Here is a 22,514-nt window from a genome sequence, read left to right as displayed (position 1 = left end):
AGTTTTAAATTACAAAGAGAGTTGGCTATGGAAGAAAAAATTTTAATTATTGATGATAATAAAATGCTTACAAAGCTTTTGGCAAAAAAAGTAGAAAATACTTTAGGTTTAAAAGTAGATGTTGCTTTTGATATGAATAGTGCTAAAGAATTAGTGAAAAATAATTATTTTATGGCTTTTGTAGATCTTTGTTTGCCAGATGCTCCTAATGGAGAAGTGGTGGATGTAATTTTAGAAAAAAATATTCCTGCTATAGTGCTTACAGGAAGTAGCGATGGGCAAACGCGTAAGAAATTTATGGAAAAAGATATTATAGGTTATATACAAAAAGATAGTGAAAGCTGTATTGATGAAATGCTAAGTTCCATTAGAATGCTTCAAAAAAATAATAAAACTAAGATAATTTTAGCAATCGCAAATGTAACTTTACGTGCAGAAATGAAAAAAAATCTTAATAATCAACTTTTTAATGTCTTAGCAGCAGCGCATGGAGAAGAAGCACTAAATTATCTAAGTGATAATCCTGATACAAAATTAGTAATTTGTGATGCAACTATGCCTGTAATTAATGGGGAAGATTTGCTTGCAGAAATTCGCTCAAAATACTCTAAAATAGAGCTTGGTGTGATTATGGTTGGAGATAAAGATGATGCGCTAGAGGCAAGATCTTTTAGAAAGGGTGTGAATGATTATGTGATTAGACCTTTCCAAAAAGAATCACTTAATTGTAGAGTGAATAATTGCTTAGATTATATGCAAAAATGTGTTTTACTTGATGAATATAGTTTGGGTAAAGATTTGCTAACAGGACTTGATGATTATGCAAATTTTGAAAAAAGATTTTTAGATTACTTAGAAGATATGCAAGAAAATGAAGAAATGGCTTTGGCATTAATTGATATAGACAATCTTGCAACAATTAATTATGAGTTAAGTTATGATTGTGGTGATGGAGTGATAAAGCACACAGCTAAAAAAATCAAAGATCAAATTCGTGGTATGGATTTAGCAACTAAAATTGAAGATGGTAAATTTTATGTACTTTTAAAAAATACAGATAATAAAGAAGCGTTGAAGGCTTTTTCAAATATAAGAGTAAATATTGCTAAAGAAAGTGTTTTAATAGCTTTAGATGAGGTTGATTATAGTGTTTCTGTGGGAGTTGCTTTTGGAGTTAAAACAAGTCAAATGCAAGATTTACTTAATAATGCTCAAAAGGCACTAGATTTAGCTAAGTCTAATGGTAAAAATAGGGTAGAGGTATGTTTTTAGATTGTGATTTTAGTGAAAAAATCATAGATACGCATTGTCATCTAGATAGCCAAGTTTATTTTGGATATTTAGATGAAATGTTAAACCATGCCTTTGCTAATGGAGTAGATAAAATCATCATACCTGGTGCGGATATAAAAGATTTGCCAAGAGCAAGGGAAATTGCACATGATTATGAAAATGTGTATTTTTCTTGCGGGGTACATCCTTATGATATAGATGATTTTGATTTAGATATTTTAAAAGAATTTATAAATGATAAAAAATGCGTTGCAGTGGGCGAGTGTGGGCTTGATTATTATCGCTTAAGGGCTGATGAGGATGAAATAAAAGCAAAGCAAAAAGAAGTTTTTATAGCTCAAATTCAACTAGCTATTGAATATAAAAAGCCTTTGATTGTGCATGTGCGTGAGGCTAATGAAGATAGTTTTAATATTTTAAAAACATATGCAAAAGATTTGCAAGGTGGTGTTTTGCATTGTTTTAATGCTAGTGAGCTTTTACTTCAGCTAGCAGATGATGGTTTTTATTTTGGTATAGGTGGGGTTTTAACTTTTAAAAATGCAAAAAAACTAGTAGAAGTTTTGCCTAAAATTCCAAAAGATAAGCTTGTTTTAGAAACAGATGGACCTTATTTAACTCCAGAACCACATCGTGGCAAGGTAAATGATCCTATTTTGACGCATTTTGTAGCTCAAAAAATGGCCGAACTTTTAAATTTATCTAAAAATGAAATAATAAAACTTACTAATTTTAACGCTAATCGTTTGTTTTTCCAAGGTTTATAATGAAAAAAAGCTTTTTGTTTTTTATTTTAGTATTATTATGTTTAAATGCTAAGGCCTTGCAATTTACTCCAGAGCATTACACGCAACAAGCACAAATCTTAAGAAATTTAGATATAGAAGCAAGTTATCTTAGTGATATGATTTTTTTAGAATTTAAAGAATCTTCTATGGATATGCATTCTAAAACTTTAGTAGATACGATGAGGGAATTTTATAAAATCACTCCGATTATCCGCAAAATATTAGAAAAAGAAAATATTCCTCAAGAATTTTTGTATTTAGCGATTGTAGAATCTGGTTTAAAAATTCATAGTATTTCAAGAACTAAAGCAGTAGGTGTTTGGCAATTTATGAAACCAACGGCACAAACTTTGGGTTTAAGGATAGATCCTTATGTAGATGAGAGAAAAGATTTAGTAAAATCAACTTATGCAGCTATTACTTATTTAAAACAATTAAAAGAGCAGTTTGGAAAATGGTATTTGGCTATTTTAGCTTATAATTGTGGTGATGGTAAATTACGTCAAGCTATAAAAAAAGCAAAAAGTGATGATTTAAGGGTTTTGCTTGATCCTGATAAAAAATACTTACCATTAGAAACTAGAATTTTTATTAGAAAAATTCTTACTATGGCATTTTTGGCTAATAATAATGATTTTTTAATTTCACAAGATAGCGCCTTGCTTAATTACGCCCTATCAAGTGAAGTTAAAAAAATCTCAGTTCCCCCAAGTGTTTCTTTAAGAGAGCTTGCTAAAGTAGCTAAAATGTCTTATAATGAATTTAAACGTTATAATCCACATTTTAATTATGACTTTACTCCACCTGATAAAAAAGATTATTACATGTATATTCCTTTAAGTAAAAGCGTGGCGGTAGAAAAGGCATTAGAGAATGTAAAATTAGCTAAGGTGGATACAACCATTCCGCATACAAAAATTTATATAGTAAAAGAGGGTGATAGTCTTTATACTATTGCAAGAAAACACAAAATAAGTGTTGAAAGCATTAAAGAATATAATAAAATCAAAGGAAATTTAATCAATATCAATCAAAAACTTGTGTTAAAAATTAAGGAGAATAATAATGCAAAAATTAAAACAACTCAAAAAATATCAAAAAACTCTCATACAAAAGTCGTTAGTCGTTAGTTGTATAGGGGTTTTGTTTAGTGCTTGTAGTATGGTACCTATTAGCACGCCTACTGTGTATTACCCAGAAAGAGATTTTAAAAGTATAAAGCATAATAATACAAGCTTAAAAGGCACTATGAAGCCTTACACTATTAATGGTAAAACTTATTATCCAACAGTAGTAGAAGTAGGTGAGACTGCTGATGGTATAGCTAGTTGGTATGGTCCGGGCTTCCATGGTAAAAAAACTTCTAATGGTGAAACTTATGATCAACACGCATATACCGCAGCTCATAAAACTTTACCTATGAATACCATAGTAAAAGTAACTAATTTAAAAAATCATCGTCAAACTACTGTTAGGATTAATGATAGAGGACCTTTTGTAGCAGGCAGGATTATAGATTTATCTAATATGGCTGCAAGAGATATAGATATGATTCAAGCAGGAACAGCTCCTGTAAGACTTGAAGTGATTGGTTTTGGAACAAGTGCAAGTTCGGGTTCAGTTCATACTAATTCTAATTTAGGCAGCAGTGGAGAGATTGCTGATAGTGGTCATATTTTCCAAGGTGGATCTTTTATGGTGCAAATTGGAGCATTTAGAAATAAAAGTGGTGCAGAGCTAATAGCAAGTAGATATAAAAATTATAATTCTTACACTTCAACAATACAAACAAGTGCTAAAGATGGCTTGCATAGAGTATTTTTAAAAGGTTTTAGAAGTGAGCAAGAAGCAAGAGATTTTGTTGATAGTGGATCTTTCCCAGGTGCGTTTATAGTAAGAGAGTAAAATCATGATAGAACTTATTTTTTTAGATGTAGATGGTTGTCTAACAGATGGTAAAATCATCTACACACAAAATTATGGTGAGATTAAAGAATTTAATGTAAAAGATGGCGCAGCAATTGAAGCTTGGCAAAAGCTTGGTAAAAAAGTTGCTATCATTACAGGTAGAACTAGTGAGTGTGTGTATTTTAGAGCTAGGGATTTAAAAATTGATTTAGTCTATCAAGGTATTAGTGATAAACTAGCTTGTGCTAAAGAAATTTTAGAAAAATTAAATTTGGATTTTTCTCAATGTGCTGCTATTGGGGATTATTATAATGATATGAGCTTGCTTGAAGCAGTTGGATATAGCTTTAAGCCAAAAGATGCACACAAGGCTTTAAAAACTGATAAAGTTTTAAATAGAAAAGGTGGTAATGGAGCAGTGAGTGAGATGATAGAAATTTTAATTGAACATAATAATATGCAAGCTCAATGGGATAAACTTTGGCGATAAAAATTTTTGCTATATTAATGAGTTTATTCGCCTTTGTTATGGTGATTTTAAGTACTCAAGATCCTTATTTATTTGCTATAAAGCCACAAAAGGTAGATGTGGCAAATATGCAAGCTTTTGATGTGCTTGATTATGAGTTAAATGCTAGTGTGATTAAGGCTACATATCAGGCAAGTCGCTGGGTAAAATACCAAGATAAAGATATTTTTGATGATTTTAAAGTGCAAGCACTTGATTATAATTTAAGTTCAGATTTATTAGTAAGAAATGAAGAAAAATCCATTTTAGAAGGTAATGTAAGTTATTTTGATCATAATCAAACTTCTATTTTTACCCAAAAAGCAACTTATGATATGAAAAATAAAATTTTATTTTCTAATGATAATTTTAAAGCATATATAGGTTTAAATGAGGTTTTTGGGGATAATTTTTTATATGATGTGAATCAAAAAGAATTAAAAATTCAAGGAATAAAAGCATGGTTTTTAGAGTAATAATTTTTTTGTGTTTGTTAAATTTATTTGCATTTAGTGCGCAAAAAATAGAAGTTTATGCTAAAGATTTTTATTTAGATGAAAAAAACGAAACAAGTGTATTAACCGGTGATGTGGAAGTTAAAAAAGGCAAAGATATTTTAAATTCGCAAAAATTAGTTGTTTATATGAAAAATAAACAACCCATTAAATATATAGCTACTAAAGACGCTAAATTTAAAATCATGATGAAAGATAAAACTTATCATGGAAGTGGTGATGAGTTTGTTTATAATGTAGCTAAGGATACATATGAGATTAATGGCAATGCAAAAATTACAGAAATGCAAACAAAAAAAGAACTCATAGGGGATAAAATCATAGTAGATAGAAAAAATATGACTTATAGAGTAGTGAGTAAAGATAAAAAACCTGTGAAATTTGTATTTGAAGTAAAAGAATGATACTAAATGCTAAATTTTTAATTTCTGCTTCCAAAATAGACGAAGCCCCACAACCTATATACACTGAAATCGCTTTTTTAGGACGCTCTAATGTGGGTAAAAGTTCTTTGATTAATACTCTTTGTAAGAATAAAAATTTAGCAAAAAGCTCTTCAACTCCGGGCAAAACCCAACTTATTAATTTTTTTGAAGTTGATTGTAAAAAAGATGAGGATAAATTTAAACTAGTATTTATTGATTTGCCTGGTTTTGGTTATGCGAAAGTGAGCAAAAAAACTAAGGCTATTTGGAATAAAAATTTAGATGAGTTTTTAAAAGAGCGCAGTTCTATCAAACTTTTTATCCATCTAATAGATTCAAGGCATGATAATTTAGATATTGATGCAAATTTGGATTTATATTTAGATTCTTTTATTCGAGCTGATCAAAAAAAAATAACAGTTTTTACAAAAGCAGATAAGCTCAATCAAAGCCAAAAAGCAAAAATTTTAAATGCAAATAAAAATGCCATTTTGGTGTCAAATTTGAAAAAAAGTGGTATTGATAAATTAGAACAAAAAATCATTTTAGAGAGCTTGGGTTTTAATGAGGAGTAGAAATTTAGTAAAAAATAGATTTGATTTTTCTTATTTATTTTTCTATCTATCTTTGATTTTTTATCAAGTACTAAGCTCTGTGTATTATTGGATACCTCCTTTATTTGGGGTATTTTTTTGTTACATGATAGTGCTTTTAAAAGAAAAAGAAAGAACCCTTAATAAACTTGATTTTAGATGGTATTTTTCTTTGTTTTATCTTTTATTAATTGATGTTATTCATGGATTTTATCTTTTTAGCTCATGGATAGCTTTTTTTATTTTTTATCATTTTTTTGTGGATTGGTTTAAAAGTAAATTAAAACTAGGGCATTATTTGCTCGTTATATTCACTTTTTGTGCTTATATTTTCATCTATCTTTTTGATGTGTTTTTAGCATATTTAGATAATAATGAAATTTTAAAATTTGGTATTGAATATTTATGGTTTTTTGCTGTTGAAGCTTTGATTTCTTTTGTTATTTTTAAAGGAAAAATCTGATTATGCGTATGCGCTTGGTGATGGGCTTTATAGCTTGTTTTTTTATGCTTTTGCTTGCTAGAGTGTATTATATAAGTATAAAATCTAATGTTTATTATGAAGAAATAGCCAAGCAAAATGCCATTAAAACGCAGTTTTTAGCACCTGTAAGAGGGCAAATTTTAGATGTTAAAGGTAGACCCTTAGCGGTAAATAAATTAGGTTTTTCAATCTCTATAAAGCCATATTTGCATATAAAAAAGAAAAACAGAAATCTTTTAGAGCAAGAATTACAAGCTATAGTAGATGCTTTTCCTGATTTAAATATAACTAAATTAAAACGAAATTATATAAAAGCGGATTCTTATTATAATCAAGATTATATAGAAGTGGTGCCATTTATAGAATATGATGCCATGATTAAGCATTTTACTAAGCTTAATTTGCGTGAAAATATGCAAGTTAAATCTACTACTCAAAGATTTTATCCTTATGATGCTTTAGCTAGTCATGTTATAGGTTATGTTGGAAAAGCAAATTTAAACGATATGAATGAAAATGAAATTGCAAGATTAACTAGCTATGTAGGGCGTAGTGGCATAGAGCGTTCTTATAATGAAATTTTACAAGGCCAAAAGGGCGAAAAGGTTAGTAAGGTAAATGCATTAAATAAAGAAATAGAAGAGCTTTCTTACAAAAAACCTACTTCAAGTAATATCACTTTAAGTATAGATCTTGATTTGCAAGAATACTTAGCTAGTATTTTTGAAAATTTAGCAGGTGCGGCTATAATAATGGATGTAAAAAGCGGGGCTATTTTAGCAGCGGGTAGTTTTCCTGAGTATAATCTTAATCCTTTCGTTACGGGTATTAGCCAAGAAGAATGGGATAAACTTTCTAATGATTTAAATCACCCTTTTACTAATAAACTTATTAACGGTCTTTATCCTCCGGGCTCAGTTGTGAAAATGGGTACAGCTTTAGCTTTTTTAGATAGTGGTAAAGTAAATGAAAATCATAAATATTTGTGTGATTCTAACTTTGAGCTTGGTGGTAGAAAATTTAGATGTTGGAAAGCTATAGGTCATGGTTATGTAAATATGAATGATGCTATTAGAGAAAGCTGTGATGTGTATTTTTATAAAGGCGCTTTAGAAGTTGGTATTGATACTATTAGTTCTGTTTTTGAAAGAATAGGTTTTGGTACAAAAACAGGAGTTGATTTACCTAATGAATTTATAGGAACAGTACCTAATAGAATTTGGAAAAAAGAAAAATACAACCAACCATGGTATCAAGGTGAAACTTTAAATACAAGCATAGGACAAGGTGATTTTCTTGCTACTCCTATGCAAGTGGCTAAATTTACAGCTATGATTGCTACGGCTAAAAATATCACTCCACATTTTTTACATAGCGTTGATGATAATGTTACTAAGATAAATTTTGACAATAATGAAAGTGTTTTTACGACTTTTGAATTATCAAAACTCCCACTTTTAAGGCGTGCGATGTATGAAGTTGCTAATGAAGATGGTGGAACTACGGCAAGATTTTTAAGAAATTCGCCTATTACCATAGCAGCTAAAACAGGAACAGCGCAGGTAGTTGGAATTTCTCAAAGTGAAAAAAAGCGTATTAAAGAAGAGGATTTAGAGTATTTTTTAAGATCTCATGCTTGGATTACTTCTTATGCACCTTATGAAAAACCACAATATGTAGTAGTGGTTTTAATCGAACATGGGAAAAGTGGTAGTAGCACAGGGGGACCTATACTGGCTAAAATTTATCAAAAACTTATAGATTTGGGTTATATTGATAAAAAATATATCAAGAAAAAGACTAAATAATTAGCATTCCATCGCCATAAGAATAAAAGCGATAGTTATTTTTTATAGCTTCATGGTAAAGCTCTAAGGTTTTTTCTCTACCTATAAATGCTGCTACAAGCATAATTAAAGTTGATTTTGGTAAGTGAAAATTAGTAAGTAAATAATCAAGTCTTTGCGGGGTGTTTTGTGGGTGTAAAAACAAATCACAAAAACCTTCTTTTATTTTTTTTCTATGATAATACTCTATACAACGAGTAACAGTGGTACCAACGCCTAGTATTTTCTTAGAAGAATCAATCAAAGCACAAGTTTCATCATCAATATGAAAAAATTCTGAATGCATTTTATGATCACGTATATCTTCACATTCTACACCTTTAAAAGTTCCTGCACCAACGTGTAGTGTGATAGTATGGATATTATGATTTTTTTTAAGTTCATTGATCATTGCTTCATCAAAGTGTAAGCTCGCAGTAGGTGCAGCAACTGCGCCTTGATTTTTAGCAAAAATACTTTGATAGTTAATGCTATCTTGTGCTTCATCTGCTCTTTTTATATAAGGTGGTAAAGGTATATGACCTATTTTTTCTAAAATTTCAAAAACTTCATGATGACTAAGCTCTTTTTCATCATTAAAAAATTCTACTTCTCTTGTGCCATCATTGTGCAATTTTTTGATTTTAGCTTTTAAAGAATTTTCAAAATATAAAATTTGTCCTTCTTTAACCTTACCCCGAATTTGCACTAAAAAATCATTATTTTTTAAAGGATGGTTGATAAAAAGTTCTATTTTGCTACCACTTTCTTTGTTTCCATAAATTCTTGCTTTGATAACTTTGGTATCATTAAAGATGATTTCACAAGGTGGTAAAATTCTAGCTAAGTCTTTAAAATGTAAATGTGAAATTTGATCTTTACATCTTTCATAAACTAAAAGTTTAGCATTCTCTTTGGGTAAGATAGGAAAATTTGCTATAAGTTCATTAGGTAAATCATAATCATAACTAGAAAGCAAAAGATCTTTATCAATCATTTTCATCATCTTCTTTTTGACTAGGATTAACTTTTTTAGCTATATAAATAGAAATCCCATAAAGTCCGCACAAAGGCACAGCCATTAAAAATTGTGATATAACATCAGGCGGTGTCATCATAGCTGAGAAAACAAAAATCACTAAAACTGAAACTCTAAAATGTTTTTTCAAAAAAGTATCATCAACAAGTCCAAGTTTAGCAAAGAAAAAGGTTATTACAGGCATTTCAAAAGCTAAACCAAAAGCAATTACTAATTTAGTAAAAAAGCCTACATATAAACCTATGCTAATTAAAGGCTTAAAATCTTGGGTTTGCACCCCAAAATCAATCAAAAATTTAAAAGCCAAAGGTATAACTATATAATAACAAAACAAAACACCAAGTGCAAACATAATGCTAGCAAAGCTTACAAAAGGCACTACTAATCTTTTTTCATTATCATAAAGTCCTGGTGCTACGAATTTCCAAAACTGCCAAAAAATAACTGGTAAAGAAATCAAAAAAGCTGTAAAAAACGATACCTTCATCGCAGTAAACAAAGGCTCTTGCAATTCAACGAAGGTCATTTGTCTTGAAATTTCAGGTAAGGCTGCTTCAACAGGCGCTTTTAGTATATCTATGATGTAGTTATTAAAACTAAAACATACAAAAAACATCACAACAACACAAGCAACACTTATAAATAATCTTTTTCTAAGTTCTACTAAATGCGGTTTTAATTCTTCAAACATTCTTAGCTTTCCATTTTCTGAGTATTTTTTTCATCTTTTTGAATTTTTTCTTCAAGATTAGAAAGTTCTTGTATATCCTTTTCTAAATCATTAATTTCACTTTTTAATTCTTTGGTATTATTTAAAATATCTTCTTTGAGTTGATCAAATTCTTCAAAACTTAGTTTTTTTCTGATATTTTCATTAGTTTGTGAGAATTCATCTTTGTATTTTTGTGCTTCATCTTTTAATTCTGCTATTTTTAGTTCTTTGTTAATACTCGCTTTTGCTTCATCGATATTACTTTTAATGGCTTTTAAAATTTTTGCAATTTCGACTATAGTTGAAGGTAATTTTTCAGGCCCAAGTACTAAAATAGCTACAACTAAAATAACTAAAATTTCACCAAAACTCATTATTTTATCTTCTTTCGCTTGAATATATGGTTTACATTTTACATAAAAATACTTAAAAATATTATTACTTTTACTATATTAATATATAAAGATATCTTGATATATTAATATATTTTTGTTATATTTGATTAAAAACAAAAAAGGAAGAGCATGGAAAAATTAGTTTTTATTTTAAAAGATTTTCTTATTTTGTTTATAGAAATATCTGTTTTGTTTATTTTAGTTAGTATGCTTATTGCTTATTTAAATGAGCGTTATGCCAAATTTTTTAATGAGCATTTAAAGAAAGATTCTTTTACAAGCTATATAAAAGCCATACTTTTGGGTTGTTTAACCCCATTTTGCTCATGCTCAAGCATACCGCTTTTAAACGCATTTTTAAAAGCTAAAGTCCCACTTGGGGTATGCATAGCTTATTTAATCACCTCACCTTTAATCAATCCCATTATAGTGGTGATGTTTATGGTGAGTTTTGGCTTAAAAATATCTTTATTTTATGTAGGATTTTTATTTTGTGTGATTTTATTTCTTGCTTTTTGTGTTTCTAAAATAAACACTCAAAGATTTTTTAATGAAGACTTTTTAAAAAATGAATTAGAGCAAAAGTCATGTTGTTCTAATAATACTTTTCAAAGCTCATGTTGTCAAAAATCTAGCTTGGTTTTTAACAAAAATTCCAAAACAAGTAAAATTTTAAATTTTAAAAACAAAACTAAAGAAAATAAAATCAAAATATTATTTTCACAAAGTTTTAAAGAGTATAAAAAAATTTTACCTTATATTGTTATAGGTATGGCTATAGGTGCTATTATACATGGTGCTTTTCCGCAAGATTTTTTTCAAAATTATATGAAAGATTATGGAGTTTTGGGTGTATTTATAGCAGCTTTTATAGGAGTTTTACTTTATATGAATTGCACAGCTATGATACCTGTAGCACTAGCTTTAACTACCAGCGGAATTCCACTTGGTATAATGATAAGTTTTTTAATAGCAGGAGCAGGGTGTTCTTTACCTGAGCTTATTTTGCTTAAAAGAATTTTTAAAACAAGCTTTTTGATTTTATTTGCAGGTATGATTGTTTTTATAGCAATTAGTTTTGGTTTTTTAATATTTTTCATATAAGGATTTTTATGCAAGAGTTTTTAAAAATAACAAGTGCAATTAATGATGAAAGTAGAATTTTAATCCTAGCTTTTTTACAAAAATACGGAAAACTTTGTGTGTGTGATTTGCAAAGTTCTTTAAATATGAGTCAATCAAGACTTTCAAGACATTTAAAAATTTTAAAAGAAGCTAATTTTTTAGAAGTAGATAGGCAAGGTGTTTGGGCGTATTATGGAGTAAAAGAAAATTTAAATAATTTTTGCAATGATATACTAAAAAACATCAATGAACTTTCTATAAAGCTTCCTGAGCTAAAAAGAATTTCTTGTGAATGTAAAACTTAAGTGCTAATATACAAAGCTAGCTCATCGCTTAAAAGGTAGTTAGTATTATAAAAAATTCCATTTTTGTAAACTAATTTTCCTTTTTTGCTAAGAAACATAGCTTTTTCTTTTTCTAAAGGTTCTAGTTTTGTTTCATCCACTCCTATAATACTTCTAAGTCCTAAGAAAATATGCTCTAAACACAAATCTTTTGAATTTAAATTTTCAATCTCTCTAAAACAAGGATCATTGATATAATCTTTTAAACTTTTTTTAGTATAAAATCTTTGATTTTTTAAAAATCCTACCGCACTTAAACCACATCCTATATAGTCTTTTCCTTGCCAGTAAGCAAGATTGTGTTTGCAAATTTGTCCAAAATTACTGATTTCATATTGTTTATAACCAAGGTTTTCAATAGCTTTGATAAAATATTTTGCAAGGCGTGGCGCATTTTTTTTAAAATGAAATTTTTTAGCAAATCTTGTCTTTTCTTCTATAGTTAGATTATAAGCACTCACATGATTAATATCAAGTAGGGTTAGTTTAGAAATTTCATAATCAAGTATTTTTTTATTATCAAGTTTTGTATCATAAATTAAGTCTAAGTTGATATTATCAAATCCTGCTTTTTTTGCATTTTCTATGCTAGTAAAAATGCTTTTTTGATCATGAATGCGTCCAAGAAATTGTAGTTTTTTTTCATGAAAACTTTGCACTCCAAAAGAAATACGGTTAAAACCTAGATTTTTTATCTCTTTAAGCCATGAAAAATTACTCGAGTTGGGGTTAGATTCTATACTAATTTCACTATCTTTTTGTAAATAACTTTGTAAAAAAATAAATATTTTTTCATAAAAACTAGCTTCCATTAAACTAGGCGTACCACCACCTACAAAAACAGTCTTTATGGAATTTTTATCAAGCTTAAAAAAATCTAGTTGATATTTTATATCTTGCATTAAGGCATTTAAATAATCTTTTTCAAAGTCCTTTTTTTTAAGTGAAGTAAAAGAACAATAAAAACACTTACTTTCACAAAATGGTATATGTATGTATAAATGCATAAAACTTCTTTAAAATGTGATTATAAATTCGTATTTTTTTGTTAGAATTATATTATTAAAAAGTCAAGGATAAGAAAATCATGGAAAAAGAAAAAAAATATAGGCCAAATGTAGCCGCTGTTGTACTATCATCAGCTTATCCTTTTGAATGTAAAATTTTACTCGCTAAACGCAATGATATGGAAGATATATGGCAGTTTCCTCAAGGTGGTATAGATGAAGGAGAGGATGCTAAAAGTGCGTTATTTAGAGAATTAAAAGAAGAAATAGGTACAGATGAGATTGAAATTTTAGCCGAACATCCTGAATGGATTAGTTATGATTTTCCACCTAAGGTTGCACAAAAAATGTATCCTTATGATGGTCAAAGTCAAAAATATTTTTTAGTTAGATTAAAAAATAAAGCTATTATTAATCTAAATACTAAAAATCCTGAATTTGATGCATATAAATTTGCTTCATTAGAAGATGTTTATGATATGATTAACCATTTTAAAAAACCTATATATATCAAGGTTTTGAAATATTTTAAAGAAAGGGGGTATATTTAATGCTGATCGTACAAAAATATGGAGGAACGAGTGTAGGAACGCTTGAGCGTATTGATGAAGTTGCTAAAAGAGTGGCAAAAAGTAAAAAAACTTGCGATAAGCTAGTTGTAGTAGTTTCAGCGATGAGTGGGGTTACTAATGAGCTTATTGATTTTGCTCATCATTTTAGTAAAAATCCTTCAGGTCGTGAGATGGATATGCTTTTAAGTAGTGGTGAGCGCGTAACTTCATCTTTACTTGCCATTGCATTAAATGAAATGGGTTTAAAAGCCACTGCATTTTCCGGACGCAATGCAGGGATTGTTACAGATGATGTTTATACTAAAGCAAGAATAGAACACATTGATACTACAAATATCAATAAAGCTTTAGATGAGGGGTATATTGTAGTAGTTGCTGGCTTTCAAGGTATTGATAAAATGGGTAATGTTACTACTTTGGGTCGTGGTGGAAGTGACTTAAGTGCAGTTGCATTAGCAGGAGCTTTAAATGCTGATTTGTGTGAAATTTATACCGATGTAGATGGAGTATATACTACTGATCCTAGAATTGAACCAAAGGCTAAAAAGCTAGATAAAATTTCTTATGAAGAAATGCTAGAGCTTGCAAGTTTAGGAGCTAAAGTTTTGCAAAATCGCTCTGTAGAGCTTGCTAAAAAATTAAATGTAAAATTAGTTACTAGAAGTAGCTTTAATGAAAATGAAGGGACGATTATTACTAAGGAGGAAAATATGGAACAAGCTTTGGTTAGTGGTATAGCACTAGATAAAAACCAAGCAAGGGTTACTTTAAGAAATATTGATGATAAGCCAGGAATTGCTGCTGAAATTTTTGGGACTTTAGCAAATGAAAATATCAATGTAGATATGATTATCCAAAATGTAGGTGTAGATGGAGCTACAAATTTGGGCTTTACTGTGCCTGAAAACGAGCTTGATTTAGCAACTAATGCTATGAAAAAAGTTTTAGGTGCTAATGCTAATATAGAAACAGATAGTGCTGTGGTAAAAGTTTCAGTTGTGGGCGTGGGTATGAAATCACATTCTGGAGTAGCTTCGGCAGCTTTTAAAGCATTAGCAAATGAAAATATCAACATACAAATGATTTCTACAAGTGAAATTAAAATTTCAGTTATCGTGCATGAAAAATACGGCGAATTGGCTGTAAGAGTATTGCATGAAGTTTATAAACTAGATATATAAATGAGTAATAGTTTTTTAAAATTTACCCTAGAACAAATCCGAGAAAATGGCACTTATACAAGTTGGTTAGAAGAAAGGCGTCTTGAATGGTCGCCTTTGATCGCTTCTAAGCTAGCTTTGCTTTTGCAAGGTTATACTTTTATTGTGATTACTGATGAGCAAAGAGCTTGGTTTGAAGAGTATTTTTTAAGCCAAATCAATGCTAATACTACAAGACCTTTAGTGCCTTTTGTGTCTTTAAAAGGAATTTATAATAAAGCTTGCAATACCCAAGAAGATATAGATTTGCTTAATGATCTTTTGAGCATTTCTTTTCCTAATGGTTATGCCTTTTTTTATATAGGAACTAATACAGGGTTTAAATTTAAAATCGCTAATTCTAAAGCAGAAAGTATGCTTTGGCTTTTTGATGAGCAATTGCAAAATAGTTTTTATCTTTCCTCACGCGATAAAGAATTAGACTATAAACTTATTTCTTTATATAAAGTATTTGAACAAAGCTTAGAGGCTGTACTTTTTTCTAAGGTAGAAATTTGAATCTAAGAAATAAAATCATTATTCATAATGATTTTGAGCTAATGCAAGAAAAGCTCACAGAAGAATATGGAGCAAAAAATCTTAAATTTTTCATACCTAAAAATCCTGACTTAGAATTAAGATTAAATGACTTAACTTATGATAAAAATGGCCAAGCAACAGCAAGAGCTATTATGAAAGAAAGCTATATGGCTGAAGCACAAGCTAAAATCATTGTTATACTAGCTAAGTCTTTTCGCGAAGAAGCACAAAATTTTTTACTAAAAGTTTTTGAAGAGCCACCAAAAAATGTGTATTTTATCATCGTAGCTCCTTCAAAAAATGTTTTTTTACCTACTATACTTTCAAGATTTATCATAGAAAAGCATAAAATTCAAAAAGAAAAAATGTCTTTAAATTTAGATCTTAAAAAAATGGATCTAGCTCAAATTGCTTCATTGTTAAAACAATATGAAAATATAGACAAGCATGAGTGTTTAGATTTAATTAGTGCTTTAAGTCATGAGTGCTTTAAACAAGATATAAAATTAAACGATGAAGAAATTGAATTTTTTTACAAAGCTTATGAGCTTGCTAAATTAAATGCAAAGCCAACTATTTTACTAAGCACCATAGCTTTAATTTTACACGAGAGAAAAAATGAAAATCATTAAAATCAATCCTAATACAGACTTTGAGCAAATTTCTAAATATATAAAGCCACATAAAGCAGGTAAGAAAATTATGAGTGAAAAAACTCAAATTCATTTTTTTCTTATCAAAGAACTAAGAGCACCTGCTGCAAATATACTTAAACAAGACGCACTAAGGGTTGGAGCTGAACTTGTAACACATAAAGAAGTTATACTAGGTAAAGAACATACTAATGCCTTACTTATGGTAACGCAAGATCAAGCTAAAAAGCTTATAGAAAAAGAAAAATTACAAGATTTTAAGCTTAAAAATTTAGCACTATTTTTAAAGTCTAATTTCACTAAACCAAAACACGCAAAAATCATGGGTGTGATTAATGTTAATGAAGATAGTTTTAATGCTCAAAGTAGGGTTAAAGAAAATGAAGTTTTAGAAAAAATAGAACTTATGATTTCTCAAGGGGCTGATTATATAGATATAGGCGCAGTTTCTTCAAGACCTGGTAGTGTGTATTGTGGGAAAGAAGAAGAGTTTAAACGCTTAAAAAATACCCTAGATTTAATCTATAAAGAAAAACTTTATGAAAAATGTATTTTTAGTTTAGATAGTTTTGATGAGTATTGTTTAGAATATGCTTTAAATAAAGGCTTTAAGCTTATTAATGATATTACTGGTTTTAAAAATGAAAATTTAGCCAAACTAGCTTTAAAATACAAAGCCACTTATACACTCATGCATATACAAAATACCCCACAAAATATGCAAGATAATCCTTTTTATGAAGATGTATTAGCTGAGCTTGATGATTTTTTTGCTCAAAAACTAGAAAGGCTAAGTGAGCTTGGTTTAGAAAATGTGATTTTAGATGTTGGCATTGGTTTTGGTAAAAGTCCTTGGCATAATATGATGTTAATCAAGCATTTAGAGCATTTTTTACGCTTTGAAAAAGAACTTTTAATCGGAGCTAGTAGGAAAAGTATGATAAATGCTTATTTTAATTCAAGTGTTGAGCAAAGACTAGCAGGCACGCTTTATTTGCATTTAGAGGCTTTTAAAAATGGTGCAAGCATTATAAGAGTGCATGATGTGTATGAACATAAGCAAATGTTTGAACTTGCAAAAGCTATGGATGAACTTTCTTTGGAGTAGTGATGACTTATCAAGAGTATTTAGAAAAGGTAAAATTAGCAAAAGAATGGATGAGGGCTTATTATGAAGATGATGAGCCTTTAGCAAGCGATGAAGAATACGATAAACTTATAAGAGAGTTAAAAGCGTTTGAAACGCTTCATCAAGAAAAGATTTCTAAAGATTCTCCTACGCAAAATATCGCCCCAACTATACAAAGTGAATTTCACAAACTTGCACATAGTGCAAAAATGTGGTCTATGGAAGATGTTTTTGATGAAACTGAGCTTAGAGCTTGGGCAAAAAGAGCTAAATGCGAGTTTGATTTTTTCATAGAACCTAAATTTGATGGAGCGAGTTTAAATCTTACTTATGAAAATGGTATTTTAATCAGCGGTGCTACAAGAGGCGATGGAGAAGTAGGCGAGGATATTACTTTAAATGTAAAAGAAATATCAAACATACCTCAAAAAATTCCTTATAAAGACAAGATAGAAATTCGTGGCGAGGTAGTGATTTTAAAAGAAGATTTTGAAAAAATTAATGAAAAAAGAGCTAAAGATGGTTTAAGCTTATTTGCAAACCCACGTAATGCAGCAAGTGGTTCGCTAAGACAGCTTGATACAAGCATTACAAAAGAAAGAAATTTAAAATTTTATCCTTGGGGGGTGGGGGAGAATTCTTTAGAATTTAGTAAGCACTCTGAAGTGATGGAGTTTGTAAGAAGCCTTGGTTTTTTAAAAGATGATTTTGTTTTTTGTGTGAAAACTTTAGATGAGGTTTTGGAAAAATATCATGAGCTTTTAGAAAAAAGAGATCAAAAACCTATGATGATGGATGGTATGGTTGTAAGAGTTGATGATTTAGCTCATTGTAAGCTTTTGGGTTATACCGTGAAATTTCCAAAATTTATGGCCGCGTTTAAATTTCCTGCTTTGGAAAAAACCACAACCTTGCTTGGGGTTAATTTGCAAGTTGGAAGAAGTGGGGTGATTACCCCTGTGGCAGTGTTAGAACCTGTAAATTTAGATGGGGTTGTAGTAAAGTCTGCAACCTTGCATAATTTTGATGAGATAACTAGACTTGGAGTGATGATAGGCGATAGTGTAAGTGTGATAAGAAGTGGCGATGTTATACCTAAAATCACTAAAGTTTTTACCCAAAGACGCGATGGTTTAGAAAGTAAAATCACCAAGCCAACTCTTTGTCCTGAGTGTTTAAGTGAGCTTTTAGATGAGGGTGCTTTTTTAAAATGTCAAAATTTAGATTGCAAAGCAAGACTTGTAAATTCTATTATACATTTTGTATCTAAAAAGTGTTTAAATATAGACGGCCTTGGAGAAAATATCGTAGAACTTTTATTTAAAGAAGGAAAAATCACTAATATAGAAAGCATATTTTTCTTAAAATATAGTGATTTTGAAGGTTTAGAAGGCTTTAAAGAGAAAAAAATCAACAATCTTCTAAGTGCTATTGAAAATGCAAAAAAATGCCCTTTGTCAAGATTTATCACTGCTTTGGGTATAGAGCATATTGGAGAAGTAGCAGCTAAAAAACTAGCTCAATCTTTTGGCTTTGAATGGTTTATGCAAAGCTATGAAGATTATGCAAATTTAGAAGGCTTTGGCGCGCAAATGGCTAAAAGCTTAGAAGAATTTACCCATGTCAATGCAAACCGCATTCAGCATTTTTATGAAATTTTGCATTTAGAAGATGAGAAAAAAGAGCTTATTATAAATGATAATATTTCTAATAAAACCTTTGTTATCACAGGTACTTTAAGCAAATCACGCGATCATTTTAAAGAACTAATCGAAAGCTTTGGAGCAAAGGTAAGCTCAAGTGTATCTAAAAAAACCGACTTTGTATTATATGGAAGTGAGGCAGGCTCAAAGCTTGAAAAGGCTCAAAGCTTAGGGGTTAAATGTATTAATGAAGCTGAGTTTAACGCTCTTTTAGGCGGTGATGATGAGGTTTGATGTTTTTGTAAGCACAAAGTTAAACATTTCTCGCAATAAAGCTTGTGAGCTTATAGAAAACAAGCAAATTTTACTCAATGGCGAGTTTAAAAAAACCTCTTTTAAAATCACATCTTTAAATCCTTTAGAAGATGAGAGTTTAAAACTCACGCTTTTAGAAGAGCTTTTTGTAAGTAGGGCTGCTTTTAAGCTCAAGCATTTTTTACAAGAGCATACATTTACCATCAAAGATAAAATTTGTTTAGATATAGGCTCATCAACCGGAGGTTTTGTGCAAATTCTGCATCAAAATAAGGCTAAACACATCACAGCTTTAGATGTAGGTTCTAACCAACTTCATGAGAGCTTAAGAAATTTAGAAAATATCCAAATTTGTGAAAATACTGATTTGCGTGAGTTTAAAAGTGAAATTTTATATGATGTTATCACTTGCGATGTGAGTTTTATCTCTTTAACACATTTGATTTTTTATATAGATAAGCTTGCTAAAGATCTTATCATCTTGCTTTTTAAACCTCAATTTGAAGTAGGTAAAAATGCTAAGCGCGATAAAAATGGAGTGGTAAAAGATATAAAAGCTATTAAAACTGCTAAAGAGAGCTTTGAAAAAGCTTGCGCAAAGCTTGGTTGGATCTTGCAAGCAAGTCAAGAGTCACACTTAAAAGGAAAAGAAGGCAATGTTGAGTTTTTCTACGCCTATAGAAAAAACTAAAATCACAAATTTAGCCATAGGGCGTTTTGATGGTATGCATTTGGGGCATTTTGAGCTTTTCAAGCATTTAGATGAAAATGGAGCTTTGTTTATCATCACAAAAGAAGAAAAAGAAGCTCTAACGCCTAAGGATTTTAGAGTAAATTTAGTTGATTTTCCTATGATTTTTTGTGATTTTGAAAAAATCAAAAACTATAAAGGTGAGGATTTTTTAAAGCTTTTAAAGCAAGAATTTCCCAAACTAGAAAAAATCATCGTAGGTTATGATTTTAAATTTGGCAAAGAAAGAAAATGTAGCGCCAAAGACATACAAAACCTTTGTGGTATAAACACCATCATTGTAGATGAGTTTAAAATTCAAAACAAAAGCGTTCATACAAGTATGATTAAAACCTTACTCAAAGAAGCAAAAGTTAAGAAAGCTAAAAATTTTCTAGGTAGATTTTATACTATACAAGCAAATATCATAAAAGGGCAAGGCATAGGCGCTAAAGAGCTTTTTGCAACTTTAAATTTATACGCAAAAGACTTCTTTTTACCCAAAGATGGCGTATATGCGACTTTGGTAAAGATTAAAAATAAAAGCTATCATAGTGTAAGCTTTATAGGCATAAGATCTACTGATAAAAATTTTGCTTTAGAAACGCATATTTTAGATGAAAATTTTACAAGTACAAAGGCAAAGTTGGTGGAGTTAAGCTTCATTGACTATATAAGAGCTAATGAGAAATTTAACGACTTAGCCTTATTAAAAGCACAAATTAGTAAAGATATCAAAAAAGCAAAAGAAATTTTAGGAAAATTAAATGAAAGATGAAATTTTTAAAAAACCCTTAGAAAAACAATTTGAATTTGATAAAAGCGTAGCAAGCGTTTTTGATGATATGGTGTCAAGATCCGTGCCTTTTTATACGCAAAATTTAAAACTCATAGTTGAACTCATAGATCATTTTGCCTCGCAAAATGCGAGAATTTGCGATCTTGGTTGTTCTACTGCTAGTTTATTGCTTGCACTTTATGAAAAAAGAAAAGATTTTCTTTTAAGTGGGGTTGATGAGGCTAATGCTATGCTAGAGATTGCTAAAAGTAAATGCCAAGCCTTTGGAGCTAGGGTGAAATTTCATCAAAAAAATTTAGATGACTTTGAGTTTTTTAAAAATGATGTTTTTATAGCTACTTATACTTTGCAGTTTATCCGCCCACCTAAAAGACAAGAGCTGGTTGATAAAATCTATCAAAACCTAAATGAAAATGGTATATTTGTGCTTAGCGAAAAAATTCTTTATGAAGATGTTAAAATAGCAAAAAAAATGATACAAATTTATGAGCAGTATAAACTAGAGCAAGGTTATAGCAAGCTAGAAATTTCAAGCAAAAGAGAAGCCTTAGAAAATATCCTCATACCTTATACTCAAAATGAAAATATAACCATGCTTAAAAAGGCAGGATTTTCTAAAGTAGAAAGTGTTTTTAAATGGGTAAATTTTGAAACATTTATAGCTTTTAAATGAATTTTAAAAATGTTTAATCTTTTTAAGATTAAACATTGAATCTAAAATGCATTACATCGCCATCTTGTACGATATAATCTTTCCCTTCAAGGCGTAGCTTTCCTGCTTCTTTAGCACCATTTTCGCCTTTACAAGCGATATAATCTTCATAAGAAATCACTTCAGCTTTAATAAAACCTTTTTCAAAGTCATTGTGGATCACGCTTGCTGCTTTTGGTGCTTTCCAGCCTCTTTGTATAGTCCATGATCTAACTTCTACTTGTCCTGCGGTAAAATAGCTAATTAAATTAAGCTTTGAAAAGGCTGTGCGTATAACTACTTCAAGCCCACTACGCTCAACGCCTAAAGATTTTAAAAACTCAAAATGCTCTTCATCGCTTAAAGCTATCATTTCCTCTTCTATTTTAGAGCAAAGCTTGATAACCTCATGGCCTGATTTTGCTGCGAATTCTTTAAGATCTTTTACAAATTCATTATCTTCTAAAAGGGAATCCTCATCTACATTTGCCCCATATATCACTTCCTTAGCTGAAAGCAATCTTAGTTCTTTTATAAGAGCATGATAGACTTCATTTTTATTTGGGAAAGAACTTGCGCTATTGTTTTGATTTAAATGTTCTAAAAGCTCATTAGCTAAAGCCAAACTTTCTTTTGCACCTTTTTCGTTAGCCTTTGCACCTTTAGTGAGTTTTTCTATTTTTTTACTAAGTTGCTCTATATCTGCTAATATAAGTTCTGTTTCTATGATTTGCACATCACGCACAGGATCAACACTACCTGCAACATGGGTGATATTTTCATCATCAAAACAACGCACAATATGCAAAATCATCTCTGTTTCACGTATGTTAGATAAAAATTTATTACCCAAACCCTCGCCTTTGCTAGCGCCAGCTACTAAACCTGCTATATCAACAAATTCTATATTTGAGCGTATGATTTTTTGTGGATTGACAATCTTTGCTAGCTCTTTTAAGCGATGATCAGGCACAGGAACGACTGCTTTGTTTGGTTCTATGGTGCAAAATGGATAATTTGCACTTTCGGCATTTTGCGCTCTTGTTAGTGCATTAAAAGTGGTAGATTTTCCAACATTTGGAAGTCCCACTATACCAACTGATAAACTCATTTTTGTTTCCTTGAAAGATAAAGTAAATATGAAAGACACATTCTAACACCCGCTCCACTTGCACCAAAGCTATGATAACCCCAAGCTTTTTCTAAGTAAGCTGGCCCTGCGATGTCTAAATGTAACCATTTGTCTTTGTATTCTTCTCTAATGAAAGAATTTAAAAATAA

General features: G+C 30.0%; 26 protein-coding genes and 1 pseudogene. 21 read left to right on the top strand and 6 right to left on the bottom strand.

Features of this window, described 5'->3' with window-relative positions; translation table 11 throughout:
- The first annotated feature begins 27 nt into the window (after positions 1-27).
- Genes cbrR through mrdA form a run of 10 tightly spaced genes read left to right on the top strand, consistent with a single transcriptional unit; the run spans position 28 to position 8,322 of the window.
- Positions 28-1,272 carry a bile resistance response regulator CbrR gene (cbrR, locus tag CAMP18497_RS04800; protein WP_337212790.1) on the top strand — a complete coding sequence of 415 codons (1,245 nt, stop codon included), beginning with the start codon at positions 28-30 and terminating at the stop codon, positions 1,270-1,272.
- The gene (locus tag CAMP18497_RS04795; RefSeq protein WP_337212788.1) at positions 1,263-2,060 is read left to right on the top strand and encodes a TatD family hydrolase; all 798 of its coding nucleotides are present in this window, start codon (positions 1,263-1,265) and stop codon (positions 2,058-2,060) included. The genes cbrR and CAMP18497_RS04795 overlap by 10 nt, the downstream gene beginning before the upstream one ends.
- Entirely contained in the window at positions 2,060-3,211 is a 1,152-nt protein-coding gene (locus tag CAMP18497_RS04790) for a lytic transglycosylase domain-containing protein (RefSeq protein ID WP_263724056.1), read from the top strand. The genes CAMP18497_RS04795 and CAMP18497_RS04790 overlap by 1 nt, the downstream gene beginning before the upstream one ends.
- The gene (locus CAMP18497_RS04785; protein WP_337212785.1) at positions 3,147-3,986 is read left to right on the top strand and encodes a septal ring lytic transglycosylase RlpA family protein; all 840 of its coding nucleotides are present in this window, start codon (positions 3,147-3,149) and stop codon (positions 3,984-3,986) included. The genes CAMP18497_RS04790 and CAMP18497_RS04785 overlap by 65 nt, the downstream gene beginning before the upstream one ends.
- A 4-nt stretch (positions 3,987-3,990) precedes the next feature.
- A complete protein-coding gene (locus tag CAMP18497_RS04780) occupies positions 3,991-4,479 on the top strand; it encodes a 3-deoxy-D-manno-octulosonate 8-phosphate phosphatase, YrbI family (RefSeq protein ID WP_039618077.1) in 489 nt (162 codons plus the stop codon).
- Between the two features lie 17 nt (positions 4,480-4,496).
- Positions 4,497-4,973, top strand: coding sequence for a hypothetical protein (locus tag CAMP18497_RS04775; protein ID WP_337212782.1), 477 nt, complete (start codon positions 4,497-4,499; stop codon positions 4,971-4,973).
- On the top strand, positions 4,958-5,416 hold the full coding sequence (lptA, locus tag CAMP18497_RS04770) for a lipopolysaccharide transport periplasmic protein LptA (RefSeq protein ID WP_337212780.1): 459 nt from the start codon (positions 4,958-4,960) through the stop codon (positions 5,414-5,416). Before CAMP18497_RS04775 ends, lptA begins: the two co-directional genes overlap by 16 nt.
- Complete coding sequence (gene yihA, locus CAMP18497_RS04765) at positions 5,413-6,012, top strand: ribosome biogenesis GTP-binding protein YihA/YsxC (RefSeq protein WP_263683553.1); 600 nt, start codon at positions 5,413-5,415, stop codon at positions 6,010-6,012. The genes lptA and yihA overlap by 4 nt, the downstream gene beginning before the upstream one ends.
- Positions 6,002-6,493, top strand: coding sequence for a hypothetical protein (locus CAMP18497_RS04760; protein WP_337212777.1), 492 nt, complete (start codon positions 6,002-6,004; stop codon positions 6,491-6,493). Before yihA ends, CAMP18497_RS04760 begins: the two co-directional genes overlap by 11 nt.
- A 2-nt stretch (positions 6,494-6,495) precedes the next feature.
- Entirely contained in the window at positions 6,496-8,322 is a 1,827-nt protein-coding gene (mrdA, locus tag CAMP18497_RS04755) for a penicillin-binding protein 2 (protein ID WP_263676837.1), read from the top strand.
- On the opposite strand, the gene queA is transcribed toward mrdA, so the two are convergent.
- The 3 genes from queA to tatB are packed head-to-tail and all read right to left on the bottom strand — an operon-like array spanning position 8,315 to position 10,465.
- Positions 8,315-9,343, bottom strand: coding sequence for a tRNA preQ1(34) S-adenosylmethionine ribosyltransferase-isomerase QueA (gene queA, locus CAMP18497_RS04750; RefSeq protein ID WP_337212775.1), 1,029 nt, complete (start codon positions 9,341-9,343; stop codon positions 8,315-8,317). The two genes, mrdA and queA, sit on opposite strands and share 8 nt — an antisense overlap.
- Positions 9,330-10,070, bottom strand: a complete 741-nt coding sequence (tatC, locus tag CAMP18497_RS04745; RefSeq protein WP_337212773.1) for a twin-arginine translocase subunit TatC — start codon at positions 10,068-10,070, stop codon at positions 9,330-9,332. Before tatC ends, queA begins: the two co-directional genes overlap by 14 nt.
- A 2-nt stretch (positions 10,071-10,072) precedes the next feature.
- Positions 10,073-10,465: a Sec-independent protein translocase protein TatB gene (tatB, locus tag CAMP18497_RS04740; protein ID WP_039618091.1), complete on the bottom strand. Its 393-nt coding sequence runs from the start codon at positions 10,463-10,465 to the stop codon at positions 10,073-10,075.
- A 150-nt stretch (positions 10,466-10,615) separates the two neighbouring features.
- Here tatB and CAMP18497_RS04735 point away from each other — a divergent pair, with 150 nt between their 5' ends.
- Positions 10,616-11,590, top strand: coding sequence for a permease (locus tag CAMP18497_RS04735; RefSeq protein ID WP_337212772.1), 975 nt, complete (start codon positions 10,616-10,618; stop codon positions 11,588-11,590).
- A gap of 8 nt (positions 11,591-11,598) precedes the next feature.
- A complete protein-coding gene (locus CAMP18497_RS04730) occupies positions 11,599-11,916 on the top strand; it encodes an ArsR/SmtB family transcription factor (RefSeq protein WP_263676834.1) in 318 nt (105 codons plus the stop codon).
- On the opposite strand, the gene hemW is transcribed toward CAMP18497_RS04730, so the two are convergent.
- Positions 11,913-12,962 (bottom strand): radical SAM family heme chaperone HemW, encoded by a 1,050-nt coding sequence (gene hemW / locus CAMP18497_RS04725; RefSeq protein WP_263676833.1) that lies wholly within the window; start codon positions 12,960-12,962, stop codon positions 11,913-11,915. The genes CAMP18497_RS04730 and hemW overlap by 4 nt on opposite strands.
- Before the next feature lie 80 nt (positions 12,963-13,042).
- Between hemW and CAMP18497_RS04720 the strand changes: the two genes are divergently transcribed.
- The 9 genes from CAMP18497_RS04720 to cmoA are packed head-to-tail and all read left to right on the top strand — an operon-like array spanning position 13,043 to position 21,215.
- Positions 13,043-13,513 carry an RNA pyrophosphohydrolase gene (locus CAMP18497_RS04720; protein ID WP_263676832.1) on the top strand — a complete coding sequence of 157 codons (471 nt, stop codon included), beginning with the start codon at positions 13,043-13,045 and terminating at the stop codon, positions 13,511-13,513.
- A complete protein-coding gene (locus CAMP18497_RS04715; RefSeq protein WP_263676831.1) occupies positions 13,513-14,715 on the top strand; it encodes an aspartate kinase in 1,203 nt (400 codons plus the stop codon). Before CAMP18497_RS04720 ends, CAMP18497_RS04715 begins: the two co-directional genes overlap by 1 nt.
- The gene (locus CAMP18497_RS04710) at positions 14,716-15,252 is read left to right on the top strand and encodes a HobA family DNA replication regulator (RefSeq protein ID WP_133319197.1); all 537 of its coding nucleotides are present in this window, start codon (positions 14,716-14,718) and stop codon (positions 15,250-15,252) included.
- A gap of 41 nt (positions 15,253-15,293) precedes the next feature.
- Entirely contained in the window at positions 15,294-15,905 is a 612-nt protein-coding gene (locus CAMP18497_RS04705) for a DNA polymerase III subunit delta' (RefSeq protein ID WP_337212861.1), read from the top strand.
- Positions 15,892-17,034 carry a dihydropteroate synthase gene (gene folP, locus CAMP18497_RS04700; RefSeq protein ID WP_337212767.1) on the top strand — a complete coding sequence of 381 codons (1,143 nt, stop codon included), beginning with the start codon at positions 15,892-15,894 and terminating at the stop codon, positions 17,032-17,034. The genes CAMP18497_RS04705 and folP overlap by 14 nt, the downstream gene beginning before the upstream one ends.
- A gap of 2 nt (positions 17,035-17,036) precedes the next feature.
- On the top strand, positions 17,037-18,992 hold the full coding sequence (ligA, locus tag CAMP18497_RS04695) for an NAD-dependent DNA ligase LigA (protein ID WP_337212765.1): 1,956 nt from the start codon (positions 17,037-17,039) through the stop codon (positions 18,990-18,992).
- Positions 18,982-19,704, top strand: a complete 723-nt coding sequence (gene tlyA / locus CAMP18497_RS04690; RefSeq protein ID WP_337212859.1) for a 23S rRNA (cytidine-2'-O)-methyltransferase TlyA — start codon at positions 18,982-18,984, stop codon at positions 19,702-19,704. Before ligA ends, tlyA begins: the two co-directional genes overlap by 11 nt.
- A complete protein-coding gene (locus CAMP18497_RS04685) occupies positions 19,670-20,521 on the top strand; it encodes a bifunctional riboflavin kinase/FAD synthetase (RefSeq protein WP_337212763.1) in 852 nt (283 codons plus the stop codon). Before tlyA ends, CAMP18497_RS04685 begins: the two co-directional genes overlap by 35 nt.
- Positions 20,511-21,215, top strand: coding sequence for a carboxy-S-adenosyl-L-methionine synthase CmoA (gene cmoA / locus CAMP18497_RS04680; protein ID WP_337212761.1), 705 nt, complete (start codon positions 20,511-20,513; stop codon positions 21,213-21,215). The genes CAMP18497_RS04685 and cmoA overlap by 11 nt, the downstream gene beginning before the upstream one ends.
- A 28-nt stretch (positions 21,216-21,243) precedes the next feature.
- On the opposite strand, the gene ychF is transcribed toward cmoA, so the two are convergent.
- Both ychF and CAMP18497_RS04670 read right to left on the bottom strand, forming a co-directional pair.
- Positions 21,244-22,344: a redox-regulated ATPase YchF gene (gene ychF, locus CAMP18497_RS04675; protein WP_337212759.1), complete on the bottom strand. Its 1,101-nt coding sequence runs from the start codon at positions 22,342-22,344 to the stop codon at positions 21,244-21,246.
- Positions 22,341-22,514 (bottom strand): annotated as a pseudogene (locus CAMP18497_RS04670) (leucyl aminopeptidase); the annotation flags it as partial. The pseudogene CAMP18497_RS04670 and the gene ychF, both read right to left, overlap by 4 nt.

The organism is Campylobacter sp. W0066.1, from assembly GCF_024723635.1.
In the GTDB taxonomy this organism is placed as follows: Bacteria; Campylobacterota; Campylobacteria; order Campylobacterales; family Campylobacteraceae; genus Campylobacter_D; species Campylobacter_D lari_C.
The sequence above is the reverse complement of the archived record's forward strand: the minus strand, read 5'-3'. Positions and strand labels throughout refer to the sequence as shown.